General features: G+C 36.6%; 10 protein-coding genes. 2 read left to right on the forward strand and 8 right to left on the reverse strand.

The window, feature by feature from the left end:
• Positions 1 to 9: 9 nt before the first annotated feature.
• From PMAL9190_RS16985 to PMAL9190_RS17005, 5 genes are all read right to left on the reverse strand, one after another.
• Entirely contained in the window at positions 10 to 1,026 is a 1,017-nt protein-coding gene (locus PMAL9190_RS16985) for an NAD-dependent epimerase/dehydratase family protein (RefSeq protein WP_087846203.1), read from the reverse strand.
• A 56-nt stretch (positions 1,027 to 1,082) separates the two neighbouring features.
• Positions 1,083 to 2,363, reverse strand: a complete 1,281-nt coding sequence (gene tviB / locus PMAL9190_RS16990) for a Vi polysaccharide biosynthesis UDP-N-acetylglucosamine C-6 dehydrogenase TviB (protein WP_087846204.1) — start codon at positions 2,361 to 2,363, stop codon at positions 1,083 to 1,085.
• A 126-nt stretch (positions 2,364 to 2,489) separates the two neighbouring features.
• The gene (wecA, locus tag PMAL9190_RS16995) at positions 2,490 to 3,569 is read right to left on the reverse strand and encodes a UDP-N-acetylglucosamine--undecaprenyl-phosphate N-acetylglucosaminephosphotransferase (RefSeq protein ID WP_087846205.1); all 1,080 of its coding nucleotides are present in this window, start codon (positions 3,567 to 3,569) and stop codon (positions 2,490 to 2,492) included.
• A gap of 201 nt (positions 3,570 to 3,770) precedes the next feature.
• Entirely contained in the window at positions 3,771 to 5,915 is a 2,145-nt protein-coding gene (locus tag PMAL9190_RS17000) for a polysaccharide biosynthesis tyrosine autokinase (protein ID WP_087846206.1), read from the reverse strand.
• A 148-nt stretch (positions 5,916 to 6,063) separates the two neighbouring features.
• Positions 6,064 to 7,200: a polysaccharide export protein gene (locus PMAL9190_RS17005; protein WP_087846207.1), complete on the reverse strand. Its 1,137-nt coding sequence runs from the start codon at positions 7,198 to 7,200 to the stop codon at positions 6,064 to 6,066.
• 925 nt (positions 7,201 to 8,125) lie between these two features.
• Here PMAL9190_RS17005 and PMAL9190_RS17010 point away from each other — a divergent pair.
• Entirely contained in the window at positions 8,126 to 8,833 is a 708-nt protein-coding gene (locus tag PMAL9190_RS17010; protein WP_087846208.1) for a helix-turn-helix transcriptional regulator, read from the forward strand.
• Between the two features lie 204 nt (positions 8,834 to 9,037).
• Complete coding sequence (locus tag PMAL9190_RS17015) at positions 9,038 to 10,045, forward strand: phospholipase A (RefSeq protein ID WP_370738784.1); 1,008 nt, start codon at positions 9,038 to 9,040, stop codon at positions 10,043 to 10,045.
• Here PMAL9190_RS17015 and PMAL9190_RS20340 read toward each other — a convergent pair.
• From PMAL9190_RS20340 to PMAL9190_RS17025, 3 genes are all read right to left on the reverse strand, one after another.
• Positions 10,042 to 10,197 carry a hypothetical protein gene (locus PMAL9190_RS20340; protein WP_162840644.1) on the reverse strand — a complete coding sequence of 52 codons (156 nt, stop codon included), beginning with the start codon at positions 10,195 to 10,197 and terminating at the stop codon, positions 10,042 to 10,044. The genes PMAL9190_RS17015 and PMAL9190_RS20340 overlap by 4 nt on opposite strands.
• 141 nt (positions 10,198 to 10,338) lie before the next feature.
• Entirely contained in the window at positions 10,339 to 11,100 is a 762-nt protein-coding gene (locus PMAL9190_RS17020; RefSeq protein WP_087846210.1) for a DUF2884 family protein, read from the reverse strand.
• Positions 11,101 to 11,166: 66 nt separating this feature from the next.
• On the reverse strand, positions 11,167 to 19,860 hold the full coding sequence (locus PMAL9190_RS17025) for a T1SS-143 repeat domain-containing protein (RefSeq protein WP_235004379.1): 8,694 nt from the start codon (positions 19,858 to 19,860) through the stop codon (positions 11,167 to 11,169).
• Positions 19,861 to 19,901 lie beyond the last annotated feature (41 nt).

Consider the following 19,901-nt stretch of genomic DNA (forward strand, 5'->3'; position numbering starts at 1 on the left):
AATAAATATTTATTCTAAAAATTGCTTATACCAAGGCATTGCAACACTGATTCCTGCTAGAATTCTATATTGTGGTTCATAACCCAATTTAGTTTGTGCTTTTGTTATATCAGCTTGAGAGTGGCGAACATCACCAACTCGAAATTTACGGTAGTTAGGCTTAGTAATATGATTAACATCATTCTCATTCAGTACCCTCTGAATAGCATAATATAAATCATTCAAGGTAGTACGATCCCCAACAGCAACGTTATAAATCTGATCCTTTGCTTCATCGGATGCTGTTGCGGCTAATATATTTATCTGAACGGTATTTTCAATGAAACAAAAATCACGACTCGTTTCTCCATCACCATTAATAAATATAGGCTCATTATTGATCATGGCAGATGCCCATTTAGGAATCACCGCAGCATAGGCCCCATTTGGATCTTGACGCTTTCCAAATACATTAAAGTAGCGCAAACCAATTGTTTTAAATCCATACGTCTTTGCAAATACACCTGCATATAACTCATTAACGTATTTAGTCACAGCATAAGGAGATAATGGATTACCGATATTTTCTTCTACTTTTGGCAGTGCTGGATGATCACCATAGGTTGAACTTGATGCTGCATAAGTAAAACTTTTTACTTGCTCTTCTTTAGCCGCTGTTAGCATATTCAAAAAACCACTAATATTAGTCATATTAGTGGTCAGCGGATCATTAATTGACCGTGGAACAGAGCCTAACGCTGCTTGATGTAGTACATAATCCACATCTTTGATTACTTTCTGACAAGTATTAAAATCACAAATATTACCTTCTATAAAATTAAACCGATCCCACTGTGCTTCAGAAACCAGAGATTTAACTTCATCAAGATTATATTGATGGCCTGTACTAAAATTATCTAAGCCTACAACCTTTTGATTTAATAGTAATAGTTTCTCTAATAGGTTCGAACCGATAAAACCCGCAACGCCCGTAACCAGCCACACTTTAGGGTCATGTAATAATTGTTGTTGAATATGTTGATACATGGTCTTTTTTTTCCTTATATTAAGGTGGGTATTTACCCACCTTATGCATCTTATAATTACAACCTCATGTCAACATATTGTTTTTCAAGAACATATTTCAGATCATATATAACATGTTTGGACTTACCGAGAGATTTAATCTCATCGGCTCCCATAACTTTAAATTCATTGTGCGCCACTGCGATGATAATTGCATCATAGTGGCCTTTCTTTATGTCATCGCACAACTCTAGACCATATTCGGATTTTGCTTCTTCTCTCGAACACCAAGGATCCATAACATCGACATTGATATTGTATTCTTCTAGTTCTGAAATAATATTAACGACTTTTGTATTACGAAGATCGGGGCAGTTCTCTTTGAAGCTCAACCCCATCACCAATATATTCGCACCTTTAACATGAATACGTTTTTTCAACATTTTTTTGATCAGCTGCGAGACAACAAATTTTCCCATTGTGTCATTAAGACGGCGTCCAGCAAGAATCATCTCAGGATGATATCCCACACTTTGCGCTTTTTGAGTTAGATAATATGGGTCGACACCAATACAGTGACCTCCGACCAAACCAGGACGAAATGGCAAAAAATTCCATTTAGTTGCTGCAGCCTCTAACACTTCTAACGTATCAATATTGAGTTTGTTAAAAATAATCGACAGCTCATTAATAAGTGCAATATTGACGTCACGCTGTGTGTTTTCAATAACCTTAGCAGCTTCTGCAACTTTAATAGAAGAAGCCTTGTGCGTACCTGCCTTGATAATACTTTGATAAAGTTTATCAATAAACTCGGCAGCTTCTGGTGTTGAACCACTCGTGACTTTTAATATATTGGTCACTCGATGTTCTTTATCTCCTGGATTTATACGTTCAGGTGAATATCCTGCATAAAAATCTTGGTTAAATTTAAAACCAGAAACACGCTCAAGTATTGGGATACAAATTTCTTCTGTCGCCCCTGGATAAACAGTTGATTCATAGATAACAATATCATCTACTTTAAGTATCTTACCTATCATTTCAGACGCTTTTACGAGTAAAGATAAATCAGGTTGCTTATGTTTATCTATTGGAGTAGGTACAGTAACAATAAATACATTACATTGAGTAAGATCTTCAATATTTACCGTATACTCAAGTTTTTTGGCCGCTTTTAATTCTGAAGTGGAACATTCAAGCGTAAAATCGTTTTTATCTCGTAATTCAGCAATACGTTTAGCACAAATATCAAATCCAATAGTATTGTGCTGCTTACCAAATTCAACCGCAAGTGGTAAGCCAACATAACCTAAACCAATAATACCTATTGTTGTATTTTCTAATAACAATTCCATTTTATTATTCCATTAGTTGAAATTTAATTTAGCTTTAACAAAGAAGGTCCTATATTAATAGAAATAGAGTATTCAATTTAAAGCCAGATTATTAATAAACATTAATAACTTTATAACATTTAGAAATTAAATAATAATTCTTTTCTTTTTCCTTCTGAAAAAATTATTTATTGCAACATTTTTTAATCGGCTAAGTATAACCAATGTTGTAAAATACAATATGAATAAAAACAAAAATGTAATAAACATCGTTGATTCATGAATATTATTTAAATCAGCCCAAACACCAAAGATTGAAAATATAGTAGCTATAAAACAAATTACAATTAACGTCATAGTCGGTGATAATCCCATGCGCTGGAAAATATGGTGTATATGCTCACGATCAGGTTTAAAAGGAGAATTCCCATTAATTACACGTCGAATCATAATTGTGGCCATATCCATTAATGGAATAGCAATTATCCATAATGCCGTAACTGGTTTTAAAGCTTTTGTCTCTATATTCTGAGTTCCACAAAGTAACATCCAGATAATAGAAAAACCTATAAACATACTACCAGCATCTCCCATGAATACTTTAAATCGAAAACCAAATGGAAATCCAATATTTAATATAATATAAGGGATAAGTGCGTTAACAATTAATAAGCATAATGTCGCTAAAAATTCGTTACCATTTAATATGAAAAAAAATCCCAATGAACAAAATGAAACTGATGCTAATCCACCAACTAAGCCATCAATACCATCAACCATATTAAACGCATTAATAGCACCAATAACAGCCATAATCGTAATTATAATACCAATGGATTCTGATAATATAATAGTTTCATTACCAAATAAGTAACCTAGATTAACTAACTTCAGATCACCTATTAATATCATTGCGAGTGAAATAGTTGCTTGAACTAATAAACGTATTTTCACACTAATATTAAAATAATCATCTAACACACCTAGTAATATTAATAATGTGGAACAACTTAAATACAACTGTAAATTAACACTCATTGGTATATATAATAAAATAGCTATAATTAATGCAATATATATTGAAATTCCCCCAACTAAAGGAATCATTCCCTGATGTAATTTTCTAATATCAGGCCTATCTACTAAACCTATGATTTTCGCTATTTTTCGCATAACAAAAAGTGATGAAAAAGATGCAAAAAAGACAAATAAATAAGCATTATCCATAATAGTAACCTTATCCTTGTAATAAATATAACAACTTTGACTATTTACTTAATTTCATAAAAACATATTTGGACTCCTATTCTTATATAAAAATATCAATAATTTCAAAAAAATAAAATTATTATTTGAACTTTATAACACCAATATTTGATACAATTTTTAGAACATTATTAATCTCTTTCCAAAGAATGACTTTATTATCTATTTATTTTCCGTACTGTAACTGTATTCTCTATAATAATTAATAGCTTTACGTTCCACAGCATTTAGAATAAATCCTTTCACCTCAATACCATTTTGCTCAAATCTTTGTTTAGCTGCTTCCAGTTCTTTCACCGATGTTTTTGCAAAACGGGCAACTATTAATGTAGTTCCAACATGCGCTCCCACTATTGCTGCATCTGTCACGGCTAAAATAGGTGGTGTATCAATAATCACAATATCGTAATTAGCTGAAGCCCAATCTATTAGCATTTTGAAACGTGGGTGGAATAATAATTCAGATGGATTTGGTGGTATGTCACCTCTACCAATATAATCTAGATTAGACACATTGGGATGTTTGATGATCGTATTGATATCCAGTTGACCACTGAGATAATCTGAAAGACCTGGCTTATGTTCGACACATAACTGACGATCCATTCTTCCTTTACGCATATCAGCATCAACTACTAAAACACGTTGTCCTGTTTGAGCTATAACCGTAGCCATATTCGCAGCTATGAAAGATTTACCTATACTAGGAGTTGGACCTGAAACCATCAAAACATTATTTTTTGCTTCCATCATTACAAAATACAAACTAGTACGTAGGCTACGTAATGCTTCAATTGACAAATCGGCTGTATTAGCAACAGCAAGTAAAGTATCTTTCACTACCAATTCTCTTTTGCGTTTTTCCTTTTTAACCATTTCATTTTGCCAACTCGATGCAGGAATTGAAGCGTAAACAGGTAACCCGATAAACTCTATTTCTAATGGGTTTAAAATTCCTCGATTAAATGCAGCACGAAAGAAAGCTTGGGCTAGACCTATAACTATCCCAACGAAAAAAGATAAGTTAACAATCATTTTTTTATTAGGTGATATAGGAGTCATATCTACATCAGCAACATCGATAATGCGCACATTACCAACAGTACCAGCTTTTATTAATCGTAATTCCTGTGCCTTATTAAGTAACTGTATATATATTTGTTGATTTACGTTTACATCACGTGTTAGTCGTAATATATCTTGTTGAGTTTGTGGTAATTTTTTTATTTCATTATCAAAATTTATTTTTTGCTGCTCTAAATAATTTCTATTATCAAGAAGGCTAATATAAGATGGGTGATCTTTAGTAAAACGCTTTGCCAACTCAGTTTCTTGAAATTTTAATTCACTAAGTTTTGTCTCAACTGCAATCAAACTATTTAAGGTGGAATTAGCTTCAATATTTAAATCGACTGAACCATTGACTAAACGATAGTTATTTAACTTATCTTCTGCTTTACTCAGCTTATCTTTAATACCAACAATCTGCTCAGTTGCAAAGTTAATACCTTTTTCAACCTCTTCAGACTTCCGTTCTACATTTTGTAATAAATAATTATTACTAATATCGTTCAGAATAGCCTCAATCAAATTTAGAGTTGTCCCTTCCAAAGTTAGTACTAACATACCAGTACCAACTCCTTGTTCAAAAATAGACAAATTATTTTTCAATTGACTAATAGCATTACTTCTTGTTTGCTTATCAATAGCAAAAGTCTGCCCTTTTTCTCCATTAATCTGGTTAACAATTAGTTTAAATGAGTCATTTTTAATTAATTTACCAACTTTACCATCAATGATATATTCCCCTTGATAATTATATATTTTGAACGTTTGCTGTGATAAATTTTCAACTTCAAGCAATAACTGCATTTTTGAAGTGCTATCAAAAAGACTTATTGATAGTTGTGGAATTTTCCCATATAACTTTGCTAAAATATAATCAATAATAGATTGATATTGAGGCGTCACTACAGTTGTAAGATCAAGATTATCGACTGTCTTCCCTAAAATCATCCTAGAAGTAATTAAACCTACTTCAGCATTTGTTAATGGTTCAACTGATAACTCATCGCCTATTCCAAGCATATCAGACAATGCACCACTCTTTGGTTCTACTTGTATCAACGCATCTGCTTGATAAATTGGTGTAGAAAAATAAACTTTACAAAATCCGACTATCGTTGCCATCGCTATTATTAATAATATACTCCAACGATACTCTAGAACAACTCCTATTATTTTACCCAACTCAATATCATTATTTTTTTTTACTGACGTTAATGTCGCATCCTTTATTACACTCATGACAGCTAATCCATTATATTAAAATGTTGAGAGTTAAAAATTACAATAAATAATAAAGTCATTTTTATCATCAAGAATGCATAATAATTTCCGTTGTTTATTAACATTCTTGATCTAAAAGATTTAATTTCTACTTGAATTAATCCTATTACCAATCTCTAAAATTACTTCTTGTTTCTGATATTAAATTAATACTATTAATCGTTGGAAGGAGTTGTGAAATTACACGGTTCCAGCGAACTATTGGTGCAGCTGTGACATAAACAATATCATATGGACGTAAATCAAATTCAGTACCAATCACTAGAGCTGTAGCATCCTTAGCATTAAGTTGAAATAGATCAACCATAGGGGCATTAATGTTATCTTTACCAAAACCTGCTTTTGTTGCGCGTATTACAAAGATGCCAGTTGCATCAGCTTCTATCTCATTAATTCCGCCTACACTGCTAAGAGCTTCCGTAAGACTCATACCTGCCCGGTCAATTTTCAGTAATTTTGGCTCTTTTACTTCCCCCATCACAAAAACTTTTTGCGCGTCGTCACGTGGGACATGAATAATATCGCCGCTTCTTAACAAACGATTTTGAGTCAAATCACCACGTTGTATTAATGCATATAAAGATACAGTCTCATCTTTACCATTACGAGTTAGCGTTACATTACGCCAATCAGAATTATCACTTAGACCACCAGCCTTATTGATTGCATCCAGTAAGGTTAGAGGAATATTAGTAATCGGCTGCTGACCAGGGTTTTTAATTCCACCTGTTATATAAGTTTTTTGAGATTGAAAAGAGGCAATGCTTACATCAACTTGTGGCTTTTCAATAAATGATGACAAACGATAAGCAATATCACTACGTACTTGGGTTACCGTTTTACCAACAACATTCACTTTTCCAATGTATGGATAAAAAATAGTGCCATCCGCATGAACCCAACTTCCTGACTCACTAGCACTACGATATGAGCCAGCAGGTATTGTTAATTCTGGGTGATCCCAAATAGTAATATTTAAAATATCACCCGGCCCAATATAGTAACGATAATTAGATAATTCATTATCTAAACTCGGGTTAGTCTGCGCCATAATATGGTTAGTTTTAAATTCACCTACTGATTGTGCTGTAAGTGGATATATATTTACACGATTTGAAATATTACTATTTTTACTTTCGATAACACGTTTACCATCAAGGCTAAGGTGTGACCCAGGTACAGAGCAACCTGTCAATAAAGAAGTCAGTAATATACTAAACAGGGCTTTTTTTGTTAATGTCATATTAATATTCACAGGGATGATGTAGGTAAAATAGAGTACAAATAAAAGTCTTATCACCGTTATGACCTCATGCCTATTCAGACATGCTACCGCCCGAAGATTACAGCCTCTCAATTGCTTTAATTAGGATTAAATCCACTCAATAATGTATTTAAACAAGATCAGCTAACTATCTAATTTAATGAAATAAACTATATATTCGCCATAAATTGCATTACATAAGGGGATTCACTTGTTGACAAAACGAAAATAAGAACAATTAAAAAAAACACTATTAAAATCAATGGTTTTTATTACACATATTGTGAATAAGGAATACCTTAGTAACCATTGTATGTTTTCCTGGAAAAATCATGCTTATTAGCAATTTACAAGGCGGGTTCATAGCAATTAATATGATGCTTTTTTGTTTCACTTATGAAACAAAAACAATTGATAAAAATAACTATATGTAAATGATTTGTACAAACTGCGGTTTTGAAATATTTTTAAGTACTAATTTATGTGAAGTGGTCGACAAATATTAACCACAGTTTTAAAAGCTAACTCACGATCTTAGCTTACGCAGTTTCTATTATGGATAAAACCCTCTGATTAGATAGCCAAATGAACTATGCCACTTCAGCTAATCACAAATAAAATGTTGTCTCCTTAGTTACTGTTCGTTACAAAATGCTATTAACACTCATTATTATCATCAGATAAGATAAAGTTGTTCTTATCATTCTTTATATACCTTTAAAGAAGATCTTTAAGTTAATTCTACATGCATTATATTTACACTAACCCTGCATACCTTAAAGGCATTCCTTCCTTTAGCGTAAATGCCTTATTTTTCGGTTACTAAATGGAATTTTTATGCGAATTTAGTATTTAATGATGACATGTAAGCATTATCTTTGTTATGTGATTAATTGAGGAAACTATGGAACCGATTAAAACCCAAATGATTTTAGATGCATTCAACCAACTTCCAGGGTGGTGGGGATTTAAAAATAAAGACTCTGTTTATATGTATGCAAATACTGAATTTAGTAAAATGATGGGACTAGAACATCATCTAGATTGCATTGGTCGCACAGATTTTGATATGCCAAGCCCTACCAGTCATTGTGCTAGTATATTCAGAGAGCAAGACTTACAAGCAATGAGAACCGAAAAGGTAGTGCGAACCCTTGATATCCATCCTTATTATGATGGTAGTTGGCGAGTGCATCTTTGTACTAAAGTAGCATGGCGTGATCAGAATAATGAAATTATTGGTATTCTATTTTCAGGTATAGAATTAAAAGACACCGCAATATTGAAAGCTGGCCACTGGCTTTGCCGTAGTACAGAAATGCCGCTTATAAAAAAGTCCTATTTAAACTTAACGTCTAAGAATTCAGACATTTATCTTAACACTCGTGAATCTGAAGTTTTATTCCTCACGCTCTACGGGAAGAAGCCTCAATCTATTGCAAAAAATTTAAATGTATCGGTTAAAACTGTAGAGACTTATATATTAAAGTTAAGAGAAAAATTTAATGCCAATTCAAAAATAGAATTAATTGATTTAGCATTAGATTTAGGATTTGGCTCGAATATTCCAGAAAGTCTGCTAAAAAAACAACTATCAATAATATTAAGTTAATTGTTATTAAACTTTTTATTATATTCAATACCATGATATATTTTATTAAAAATTCAAATCCAATAATTCACATTATGTTGAAAGCAAACAAGGACACCATCATAACCACTAGTATGATCTCACGGTTGAATCACTAGAGTATCAACATCAACAAATAATTAGTACCCTTTGTTTTCAAATCACTTTCAAGGATTATAAGTTATTGTGAGATTTATCTATACTGTTTGCCTTACTTCTTCATTATTTATTGCGAGTACAGCAGCTGCAAGCACTGCTCAAGATTATGATGCTTGCCTACTCAACGCGGTAAAAACCCAAAATGGTGATTTAACACTCAATAACATCCGTTTGCGTTGTACCAAAAATATTGCAGCGGCAACAACGCATCAGGCTTCTCCCCAGCCAACGCTTGTTTCTCAACGCTTACAAAATGAACGTGAAACAGCGTTCAACCGCTTCGTTATTACTCCCCATCGTATGAATTATTTTCTACCAATAGTCATGACTGACAGCATCAATGATGCCGCTTATAAAGATAGCCAGTGGGCGGGTAAGATGAAAAATGCTGAAGCGGAGTTTCAAATTAGTTTTAAAACACCATTAAATTATGGTGATTTATTGATTGATGATGATGGCTTATTTGTCGCTTTCACCTTGGAGTCATATTGGCAAGTGTATGCCGCAGACCTTTCACGTCCGTTTAGAGAAACCAATTATCGCCCCGAAATATTTTACCTAGCCCCGACACCATGGGCCCCCTTTGGCACCAAAACTTGGATGACACTGGGTATTGAACACCAATCAAATGGTCGAACGCAGGGTTTATCGCGTAGCTGGAACCGCGTCTATACGGATCTGATCGTTGAGAAAGGTAATTTAGCGATATCATTGCGCCCGTGGTGGCGAATTCCTGAAGATAAAAAACAAACACCCTTCTCACCCACAGGCGATGACAATCCAGATATCATCGATTATATGGGGCATTATGAGATAAATGCGATTTATAAGTGGCAAGATTACGAATTTAGTTTTACCGGCCGCCAAAATTTTGCAACTCACAAAGGCTATGGTGAATTGGGATTGACCTTCCCACTATGGGGTAAGTTACGAGGCTATACGAAATACTCAACAGGCTATGGTGAAAATCTCATTGATTACAACCATAAACAGCAACGACTCGGTGTTGGTATTGCCCTTACTGATTTACTTTAACGAAAGAGTTCAAATCCGATAAAAATGATTGCTGCAGAGCCTAATACCGCCACAAGACCTGTGACAATCTGATTTTGTTGTGACTTTGATAAATAGCGAATCACCCAATATGCAAAGCCTAATAAACCAAAAATAATCAGAATTTTTAACATATAGCACTCCATTGACTTGGTGAATAAATTACAGCCAGCAACATCCACCATTTTTAAAGATAATACTGATGTCTTATCTATCAGTGTAGGCGTAAATACCAATAAAAATAGCACCCTTAGGTGCTATTTTTGGTTCAATGCTTATCTTTCGTTAGCATGACTTTTAAACATTGGTATATCTTGCAACTGTGGAATAATTTGCTGAAGTTGCTGCTCTTGTTTAGCTAAGCCTTCAATTGATCCGCATAAATCATTTGCTTTTACTTTCATCTCACCACTATGTTGAGTCACAGTGTCAGTGATCTGCGTCTTTAATTGCGAAAATTTAGTCTGCATTTGACTAAAATCGAGATCACCATGTTTCATTTCATCACCAAGCGCCATTAATACACTTGATATTGATTCGACGGTAACTTGCTGCATCGCATTTTCAAATTCCGTTTTCCAGGTGGTATCCATACTACTAAACACATCAGCAGGCATCACAAACTCACCTTTCGCGTTATAAAATTTATGCTGCGCCTGCTCACTTAATTGTTTCACCAATGTTTGTACTTTAGTAAATGCAGCTTGTGAGTCAAAACTGCTTGATACATCTTTCAATACTGCTAATGCTAGGTCTGTGCCTTGTTGAGCTAACGCCGCCATCTGTGGCAAATAGGTCTGCATATTATCGCTGTAAGCTGTTAATGCTTGCTGTTGCATCGTATTAAGATCAACCTGCTTACCATTAATAAACAAATTATTATTATCATCTATTAATAGCTTTGGCTTTCCTGCTTCATAAACAGACACGTTACCTTTATCAATATGAATTGGATTCGGTACATTAACAGGACAGCTTTGCGCATATACTGCTCCTGAACTTAATAGCAGTAACCCACCAATTAGCCCTTTTTTCATCACTCTTTCTCTTTTTTTATCAAAAAAAGCAGCTATTCAAAACTGCTCTTTTAGGTTCATTAATCGTTAATGGTTATTATCAACTTGAAACACATTATGATTAAACAACGATGCCACTATATCAGCAGAAGATGCACCATCTATTAAGCCTAAATCGTGTTGTGGGTTGAAATTTTCTAACACAATATGCTGTGACTGCCCTTGAGTACTATTCACTTCAAGATTGAGATTGCCGTTATCATCAACATCAGCACTAACATGTTTCAATAAAACATCCATATCAACAATACTATTATTATCATCAGTCAATAAGTCGTAAAGATTGATTTGATCTTTATCTAATTCAAAATCAGTAATGGTATCTGTATTTTCCACCGCTGAAAGCGATGTTTCATGCCATATAAACACGTCATTACCACTACCACCGGTTAAAATATCATTACCTTGGCCAGCAGCAAGAATGTCGTTGCCACCGAAACCAAACAAAGACTCACCTTGGTTATCAGCAGTCAAGATATTATCTTGTTGATTACCAAAATTATCACTTAACTCAAGATTACCACTATTAAGTAACGCATCCAATTTATCAGCATTAGTCATACTAGTCGCATTATCACCAAAGAGATCATTATGACTAACACCATCTAATATGATGTTTTGCACAACTTGATGTTGATCGTCAAAAATCTGAATTTCAGTATTGCCTTGTTGCTCTACTATATTTAAACGATTATTCAAATCTTCAACAGATTGAATATCCTGACTATTAAGCGCATCACCAAGATTAATGGTATCAATACCCACTTCAAAATCCATGATAGTGTCTGTCGCTGGCGCATTAGCTGTACCAAAATCGGCTTCAGACCATAAGAAAGTATCTTTAACGCCATCGCCATGGCCATTAAGATCACCTCCCCACAGAATATCATCACCTCGACCGCCAACTAAAATATCAGATGCTAAACCACCGACGAGAATATCATTGCCGTCACCGCCAAATAGGGTTGCTTCAGCGGTACTATCAATCACTAAATTCGCTTGATTCGACGCACTATTCTGACCAATGATATTATTGGTTACACTAAGATCATCAACCACGACATCAATATTAACCGCAGGTGATATTGCTTGAGAACCATCAGATTCAGTCGATACTGCAGCAACGCTGATTGTGTGTGCACCTTGAGTAAGATCTTTAATATAAACATCATTCAGATCTTGCGCAGTAATTTGCCACTCACCATTACCTAAATCGGTACCAATAACATTGCCAGCTTTATCAACAACCTGAGCTGAGCCTAAATCACTAAGTTTGACTGTCAGTGTTTCAGAAGCATCAGCTGACGCTGCAGCAATTAAGCCAATCAAAGGTAACATTGTCCCTAATGAGCTTTGAATCGCAGCGGTTTGAATATGATCAGGACTTAAACTTAAGGACGGCATATCCGCTTTTGGTGTGACGGTAATATTGACTTTATTGGTCGTCGATAGACTACCACCAGAACCGGTATTACCACCATCATTGGTTGTGATGGTCAATTCATCATTGCCACTGAAATTTTCAGCTGCAGTATAGCTCACGCCACTATCAAGTACCGCGTTGATATCTGCCATTGAACCTTTCAGAACCACATTACCGCTGCCATCATCAGTAACTTCAACACCACTATTTGTTGGTAATGTAATCGATAGTGAGCCATGGTTAACCGCTAATGTCACCGACATCGCTTCATTATTGGCAAGCTCATTAAAATCAGTATCGGTAACTTTTATACCTTCCACAACTGTTGCAGTATCTTCACTCGCAGTAATCGTGGTAGGTACATCATTGACCGGTGCATCATTAACTGCCTCGACAGTAATATCAACTGTACTCACATCGGTTAACGCACCACCACTACCGACATTACCGTTATCAGAAGTGGTCATGGTTAGCTGATCGCTACCGTTATAGTTTTGATCGCTACTGTATTCAATCCCCGCATCAAGCAAGGTATTAATTTTATCGATATCACCACTTATCACTAACTTACCGTCACCATTATCAGTGATCGTTAGTCCTTGAGTATCGGTAGCAATAACCGCCAGTTGTCCATGCTCTACGCTTAGCTCAACTGTCATTTGCCCCGATGTACCACCTTCTTTGGCATCAATATCTGCAATGCTCAATCCAGTAATAATATGGCTACTGTCTTCATTAACATCAAATGTTGCTGGTACTGTATTTACAGGCGCATCATTTACCGCATCGACAGTAATATCAACTGTACTCACGTCAGTTAACACGCCACCGCTACCAACATTGCCGTTATCTGATGTAGTCATGGTTAGCTGATCGCTACCATTAAAGTTTTCATCACCAGTATATTTAACACCCGCATCAAGCAAAGTATTAATCTTATCGATATCACCGCTTATCACTAACTTACCATCACCATTATCAGTGATCGTTAGTCCTAGAGTATCGGTGGCAATAATATCCAGTTGTCCATGCTCTACGCTTAGCTCAACTGTCATTTGCCCCGAAGTACCGCTTTCTTTAGCGTCAACATCTGCAATGCTCAAGCCTGTAATAACATGGCTACTATCTTCATTAACATCAAACGGTGCCGGTACAGTATTTACAGGTGCATCGTTAACCGGTGTTACGGTTATATCAATAGTGTCAGTATCGGTTAATGGACCGCCAGCACCTGAATTACCATTATCGTTAGTGGTCATTGTCAGGCTATCTGTACCGTTAAAATCTTTGTCACCGGTATAGTTAATACCATGATCTAAAAGTTGATTAATCAAATTTAAATCACCATTGATAATCAACTTACCATCACCATTATCAGTGATGGTTAAGCCTGATGTATCAACACCCGCAGAAATAGCAAGCTGACCGTGCTCAACACTTAGAGTGACAGTCATATCCATTACTGCATCATGATCATTGCTATCAACATCGGTAATTTGCAAACCATTTATCACTAGCGTAGCGTCTTCATCAACCGTTAATGGATCTGAAGGTAAATGGTTTACTGGTGCATCATTATCAGGAATAACATCAACATGGATAATCTTATCAACTGCAACACTGTCGGTACCAACAACACCGTTGTCAACCGCACGAATATCGAGATTTAAATCGCCATTCCAAATAGTGCCGTCAATAACCGTTTGATTATTAGCATCACCCGGATGGAAAATTAACGAATCCAGATCAGAGCCTGTCACTTTAATTATCCATGAACCATCAGCTTGCTTTTCTGCACTACCATCAACCCCATCAGGTAACGTAAACGAACTTGAATCAGGTACGTTAGTGATGGTTATTTGTAATGATTCAGCCCCATTTTCATGCACATTTGGACCAGGATTATTAATGGTGTTTTTGTCGTCATAAGCTTTAATACCCAAATCAAGCGTAATCGGACTATTTTCATCACCAGTGACATTAGTTGTAACATCAGTATCTACTTTATCGGCTACTGGTTGTACATCGATAGTGATGGTTTCACGATTCTCTGCCGGTTTATCCAGTGAGTCTTCTTTTGAATAAACCACAATATCAATATCAACGGTACCGCTGAAATCATGGGGTGGACGGACTTTAATATCACTTAAATCAAAGCTTTCACCAGATGCAGCAATTGTCCATACACCACCGCCATTATTAACAGCACCTTCAATGATAAAGCCATCGGGCACATTTTCTAATTTCATCGAAACAATATGCTCAGAGCCATCGATATCTTCTAAAGAACCACTGATTCCAGCCAATGAAATAGCGGTATCTTCATCACCAACAATAGGTGTATCAATACCTTGCCATTTGATTTCATCATTCACAGCAATTACATCAAAGCTAACCGTACTATCAAATGATTTCGTGTCAGTGACTGTCGCCCCGCTAGTTTGATCATAAATAGCAGTATCCACTACAGTTGTACTGACATTAATATCGACCTTACCGCTAAAATCGAGTGCAGGCTTAAAATGAATATTATCAAGCTGACTTTGATCAACCGTAATTGACGTGCCTAGCACATTGCCATTAGCATCAATAAATACGCCATTGGTAGTATCAGCTAATGTTAGGGTTACTGACTGTATCGTTTCTTTACCATCAGTCTCTGATGTATCGGTATCTTTTAAACTCATCGAGAGATCGAGTTTAATATCACCATCTTCGTAAGCAATATTATCGTATACCTGCTCTTGCTTATCATCAGAAGTCGAGATCGGTTGCTTATCGGCGTTTAGGCCATCAGTTTCTACAACCGTAATCGCGACATCTTTAGGCCCATCAACTTGTGGAGCAACTTGCACAGCAATGGTGTCGTTCTTGGTTATGTAATCACCACTTTCAGTATCCGTGGTGACATAGGTAACATCAAACTTAAAATCTCCCGCATAGTCATCAGGAAGATTTAATGTGATGCCTGAAAGATCAACCGTACCATCAGCACCAACAGGTACTTTTAATACGTACTCACCAGTAACGTGGTCAAAATCAGCGCCTGAAATAGTTGCACCATCTGGTAAATTATCGGCATTAATCACCAAGGTAAAGTCATCGTGAGCTTGATCACCGTTCGCTGTACTGATGGTAACAATGTGATCCATCATTTGCTTACCGAGATCAACACTATTATCTTCAGTGCCCGTTACGATATAGCTATCATCAACAATGATATCGGCGGCTTTTTCAGTATGACTTTCAGTATTAGCGATAAAATCTAACGTGATTGTTCCTTTCTCGTTAACTTTATCACTGACATCACCATCATCGCTCATATCTTGAACAAGGGCATTGATATTAAGGGTTAACTGACCTTTAAATCCTTCTGGTGCAATTATTTTTAAGTCATCTAGTGATGATTGCGGCACCGTCCAGCTACCATCACCATTATTAATACCACCAATGATCACAAATCCTTCCGGAATAGGATCTAACACAATTTGCGTGATCACTTCTGAACTTGAACTATCATCATTTTGCCAGATAATTTTACCGTCAGATCCAGCATCATTAGATAAATCAATCACACCGTCGCTACCAGAGGCTATCGTAGTCTCTTGTGTACCATTATGATCTATAACTATTGAACCATCAGGCTCAACAACCGCTTTAATATCAACATCCAATGTGCCAGTAATATCTTTGGTTACGGTTTCTTTATTACCGTCGACATCAGTTTGAGATACCGTAACCGTTGAGGTTAACTTTATATCTTGATCTGAATTATGAGGCGCAGTTACGGTTAATTCACCGCCATCAAGTAATGTCTGTAATTGCTGTGCAGTTAACTCAACGTTGCCATTAGTGTCTGTAGTCAGTTCTACGCCATTAATAAATAGTTGATAACCTGTCGGTAATCCACCTAAAGCTAACCCCGTAATATGCTCTTGCGGATCAGTCAGCGTTGGTTGCCAATGAACAATGGTTGCTTCGTCTTCTAGTCCTGTCGATATGGTGGTGTAATTATCCGCATCAATTTCAGGTGTGATATGAATAATCAACTCACTGTTAAACTCAGCACTTGCACCATCATTTTCAGTCACCACTGTGCGCACATCTAAACTGATATCTTCAGTACTATTCTGTGGTGGTTTAATAACAATATTGGTTAATGAGTCTAGGTTTACTTGGTAAATAGGCTGACCATTACTGTCTTCACCTGCGTAAACTAAGGTTTGTAGATTACCTTCTGCATCATAAATCTCAGTCCCTTTTGGAATACCTGAAATAACCACACTCAGAGTTTCAGAGCCATCAGTATTACCGTCAGCATTGGTGTGCTCACCAGAGACGACTTTAAAATCAAATTTAGCTTCGCCATCTTCTTTAATCGTGGTTTGTAAACCATCTCGACCATCATCTAATGGTGTCCAATCAGGGTTATCAGAGACAATTTCAGGGTGATCAACCACACCGGTTAACGCAACATCAATGGTTTGAGGACCAATAATTTTTTCACTGGTCTCAGTCGTCACTTGGCCGTTAGCATCTGTCACTTGTGCGACATCACGGACAACACCATTAACCGTAATACTAAAATCAACATTACTGTCTAACGGCGGTTGCATTGATAAACCGCTTAGCTGTTGGTATGAAATCTCATATACGCCATCGCCATTTGGCGTCAGTAGCTGATCATTAAGATACAGCACAGCGCCATCAGGCAATGCCGAAATTTGTAGATATAAAGTCTCAGAACCATCGGTATTATCGTCCAATGATGTCAAGTTAATATGGCTTGATAAATCAATCCGCTGATCTTCATTTGCTTCAACACGCGTGACTTTCAATACCGCATCATCAGCCACAGGACTGACATTAATAATCACAGTTTTAACTTCAGAGTCGGCGGTTTGATGACCATCGACAAAATTATTTTTCTCTTTGCTCTGTGCCTGAATCGTTAACTCAATATCGCCACTGAAATTATCAACCGGATTAACTTCAACTGACGCCATCTGGTTTGCTGTTACCTTATACACACCAGAGCCTGATGACGTTTCAGTTAATAACTGTCCACTAATTTCTAAAGTACACTTATCTTGATATTCTACTGGTACCGTAATGAAATAGAATAGCCTTTCTGAACCATCGGTGTCTTGTAAATCAGCGACAACATTGAGTAACACGTTATCCTGATCTTCTGAGGTGACATAGTGATCAACAGAACTTGCATTCCAGATTGGTGTATCCGCAATACCTTGCACATCAATAGAGAACTCACCATTCATAACCGGATGATTACCACCATCAGTGGTATTTACTTGTGCAGTTACGTCAAATTTTATTCCAGCTGCTGAAGTTGAATAGTCTGCATCAGGAACAAAAGTCACACCTTGTAAAATAAATTTCACATCTGGTGGATTGGTATTATCAACTGCAAACGCCTCCGGTGGTAAGGTAACACTACCGTCACTATTAACTGTGAGTGGCTGACCGTTATACATAAACACACCATGTGCTTGTGTTTGCGGTTGAATAGTTACTGTACCAACATGTTCACCACGGTCGTTATCCCCACCATCAATGGTCATATTGATTTCAATACCACCACGATTAGGGTCAACGTTATCAGTTGGATCGGTAGAGTGACGACCATCCTCTTCTTCACCGACACTATTTTCAACTTGCAGTATGGCGTCTTTATCGGAAATATCTAAAGTTATAGTGCCAGTTGCAGTATCGCCGTCACCATCGGTTACTTCAAAACCAATTTGTTTAATTAGCTCTTCTTGGGTTTGAGAGATGTTATCTTTGGCTATAAAGTAAGTATCACCATTAGGCTTGATCATCAGCTCACCTAATACTTGCGTACCATCTTTCACTTCATAGATTCGATATTCACCGGATTGTTCTAAGCTAGACAACGCAATATGTTGGCCATCAACAATCAAAGCCGTCACTTCAGCACCATCAGCCCCTGTTGCTGTAATCACATTTTGTTGGGTACTTGAGCTATCTTCTACCGTCGCTAATGTCACATCCTGAACCGATGGAATATCATCTTGAATTGTGACATTCACATTGACACTTCCACTGACATCACCATCGTTATCGATCGCATATACTGGAATATCAATGGTTAATTGATCTTCACCTTGAGTTGGATGATCTATTGTGCCATGCAATTGGAAGATATAACGTCCAGTTGGTAGTAAGTAATAAGTAAATACAACATTACCGTTAGCGATACCTTGGTAAGTACCTTCACTTGATTGCGATAAAATTATTTTATTACCATGCGAAGTTATGTCATTTTGTTGATTAAACGAGTCAACGTCTACTTTGTAATTAGTGACATAATCACTACCTGAGTTAACAACAATATCGCCAATAGCTGCTTCGCCATCACCCGACGGAGTCGAACCTGAGGCTAAATCACTTTCTTCAACCGTTAATGCAGGTGCAGCAATAATTACTGGATTAGCGCCATCTTCAATAGTTATTTGAGCATTAACATCATTAGTAAGAGGATCACCATCAGTATCATTAACTTGTACTGGTACATCGATAACAATCTTATCGCCATCAACATTTACCCAGCCACCATTATCACTACCATTATGGTCAAGTGGAGAGTGTTGGGTAATCGAGACTTTAATATCAACATCATGTCCGTTTGCAGCTTGTGTCGCGGTCACGGCGACTGTAACAACAACGTTTCCGTCAGCAGCACCTGTTAATACACCTGTATTATGATCATAATTAAAACTGATCTTTTCGCCATTAGAGGTTAATTCTGATTGTAACTCATCGATTAATGCCGTCAGCTTAGCGTTATCGATTGTTGCCGAGGTTGGATCAAGACGATCGACACCAGCAGTAACTGCAATATCAGTATTACCTGATACTGGATATCCTTGCTGACCAGACGCTGGCGTTAAATCACCTTCTGTAATGGTAATTGAGCCAGTTTCACCACCTGTAGCATTTTCACCATCAGTGACAGTAATAACAACTTGTCCTTGCGTACTGTCACCATCATTATCCGTCGCCGTCACACCAAGATTAATCTTGGCAATGTCAGCATCGTTTTGATCAATGGGGCCTTTGACTTCAACCGTGTATGAGCCATCTTTAGCAATCGTTACTACCATCACTGGCTTATTATCGCTATCAACCACGGTTAATACGTTACCGTTAACCGTAAATGTGGTCGCGGCACCATTACTGGTTAGGTTGGCTAAATCCGGTTGGTCAGCATTGAAATCAAGCTGATGGATCGCATCTGAGCCCACATCCAACGGCACTTCGCCGCTAATAACCTCACCATTTTGGGTGGTTTCATTAA

This window comes from Photobacterium malacitanum, from assembly GCF_900185615.1.
GTDB classification, from domain to species: Bacteria; Pseudomonadota; Gammaproteobacteria; order Enterobacterales; family Vibrionaceae; genus Photobacterium; species Photobacterium malacitanum.

What these genes read in the sequence shown, in the direction of transcription:
- PMAL9190_RS17005 (WP_087846207.1), bottom strand. Translation starts at nt 7,200, where the DNA reads ATGACATTAACAAAAAAAGCCCTGTTTAGTATATTACTGACTTCTTTA.
- PMAL9190_RS20340 (WP_162840644.1), bottom strand. Translation starts at nt 10,197, where the DNA reads ATGTTAAAAATTCTGATTATTTTTGGTTTATTAGGCTTTGCATATTGG.
- wecA (WP_087846205.1), bottom strand. Translation starts at nt 3,569, where the DNA reads ATGGATAATGCTTATTTATTTGTCTTTTTTGCATCTTTTTCATCACTT.
- PMAL9190_RS16985 (WP_087846203.1), bottom strand. Translation starts at nt 1,026, where the DNA reads ATGTATCAACATATTCAACAACAATTATTACATGACCCTAAAGTGTGG.
- tviB (WP_087846204.1), bottom strand. Translation starts at nt 2,363, where the DNA reads ATGGAATTGTTATTAGAAAATACAACAATAGGTATTATTGGTTTAGGT.
- PMAL9190_RS17000 (WP_087846206.1), bottom strand. Translation starts at nt 5,915, where the DNA reads ATGAGTGTAATAAAGGATGCGACATTAACGTCAGTAAAAAAAAATAAT.
- PMAL9190_RS17010 (WP_087846208.1), top strand. Translation starts at nt 8,126, where the DNA reads ATGGAACCGATTAAAACCCAAATGATTTTAGATGCATTCAACCAACTT.
- PMAL9190_RS17020 (WP_087846210.1), bottom strand. Translation starts at nt 11,100, where the DNA reads ATGAAAAAAGGGCTAATTGGTGGGTTACTGCTATTAAGTTCAGGAGCA.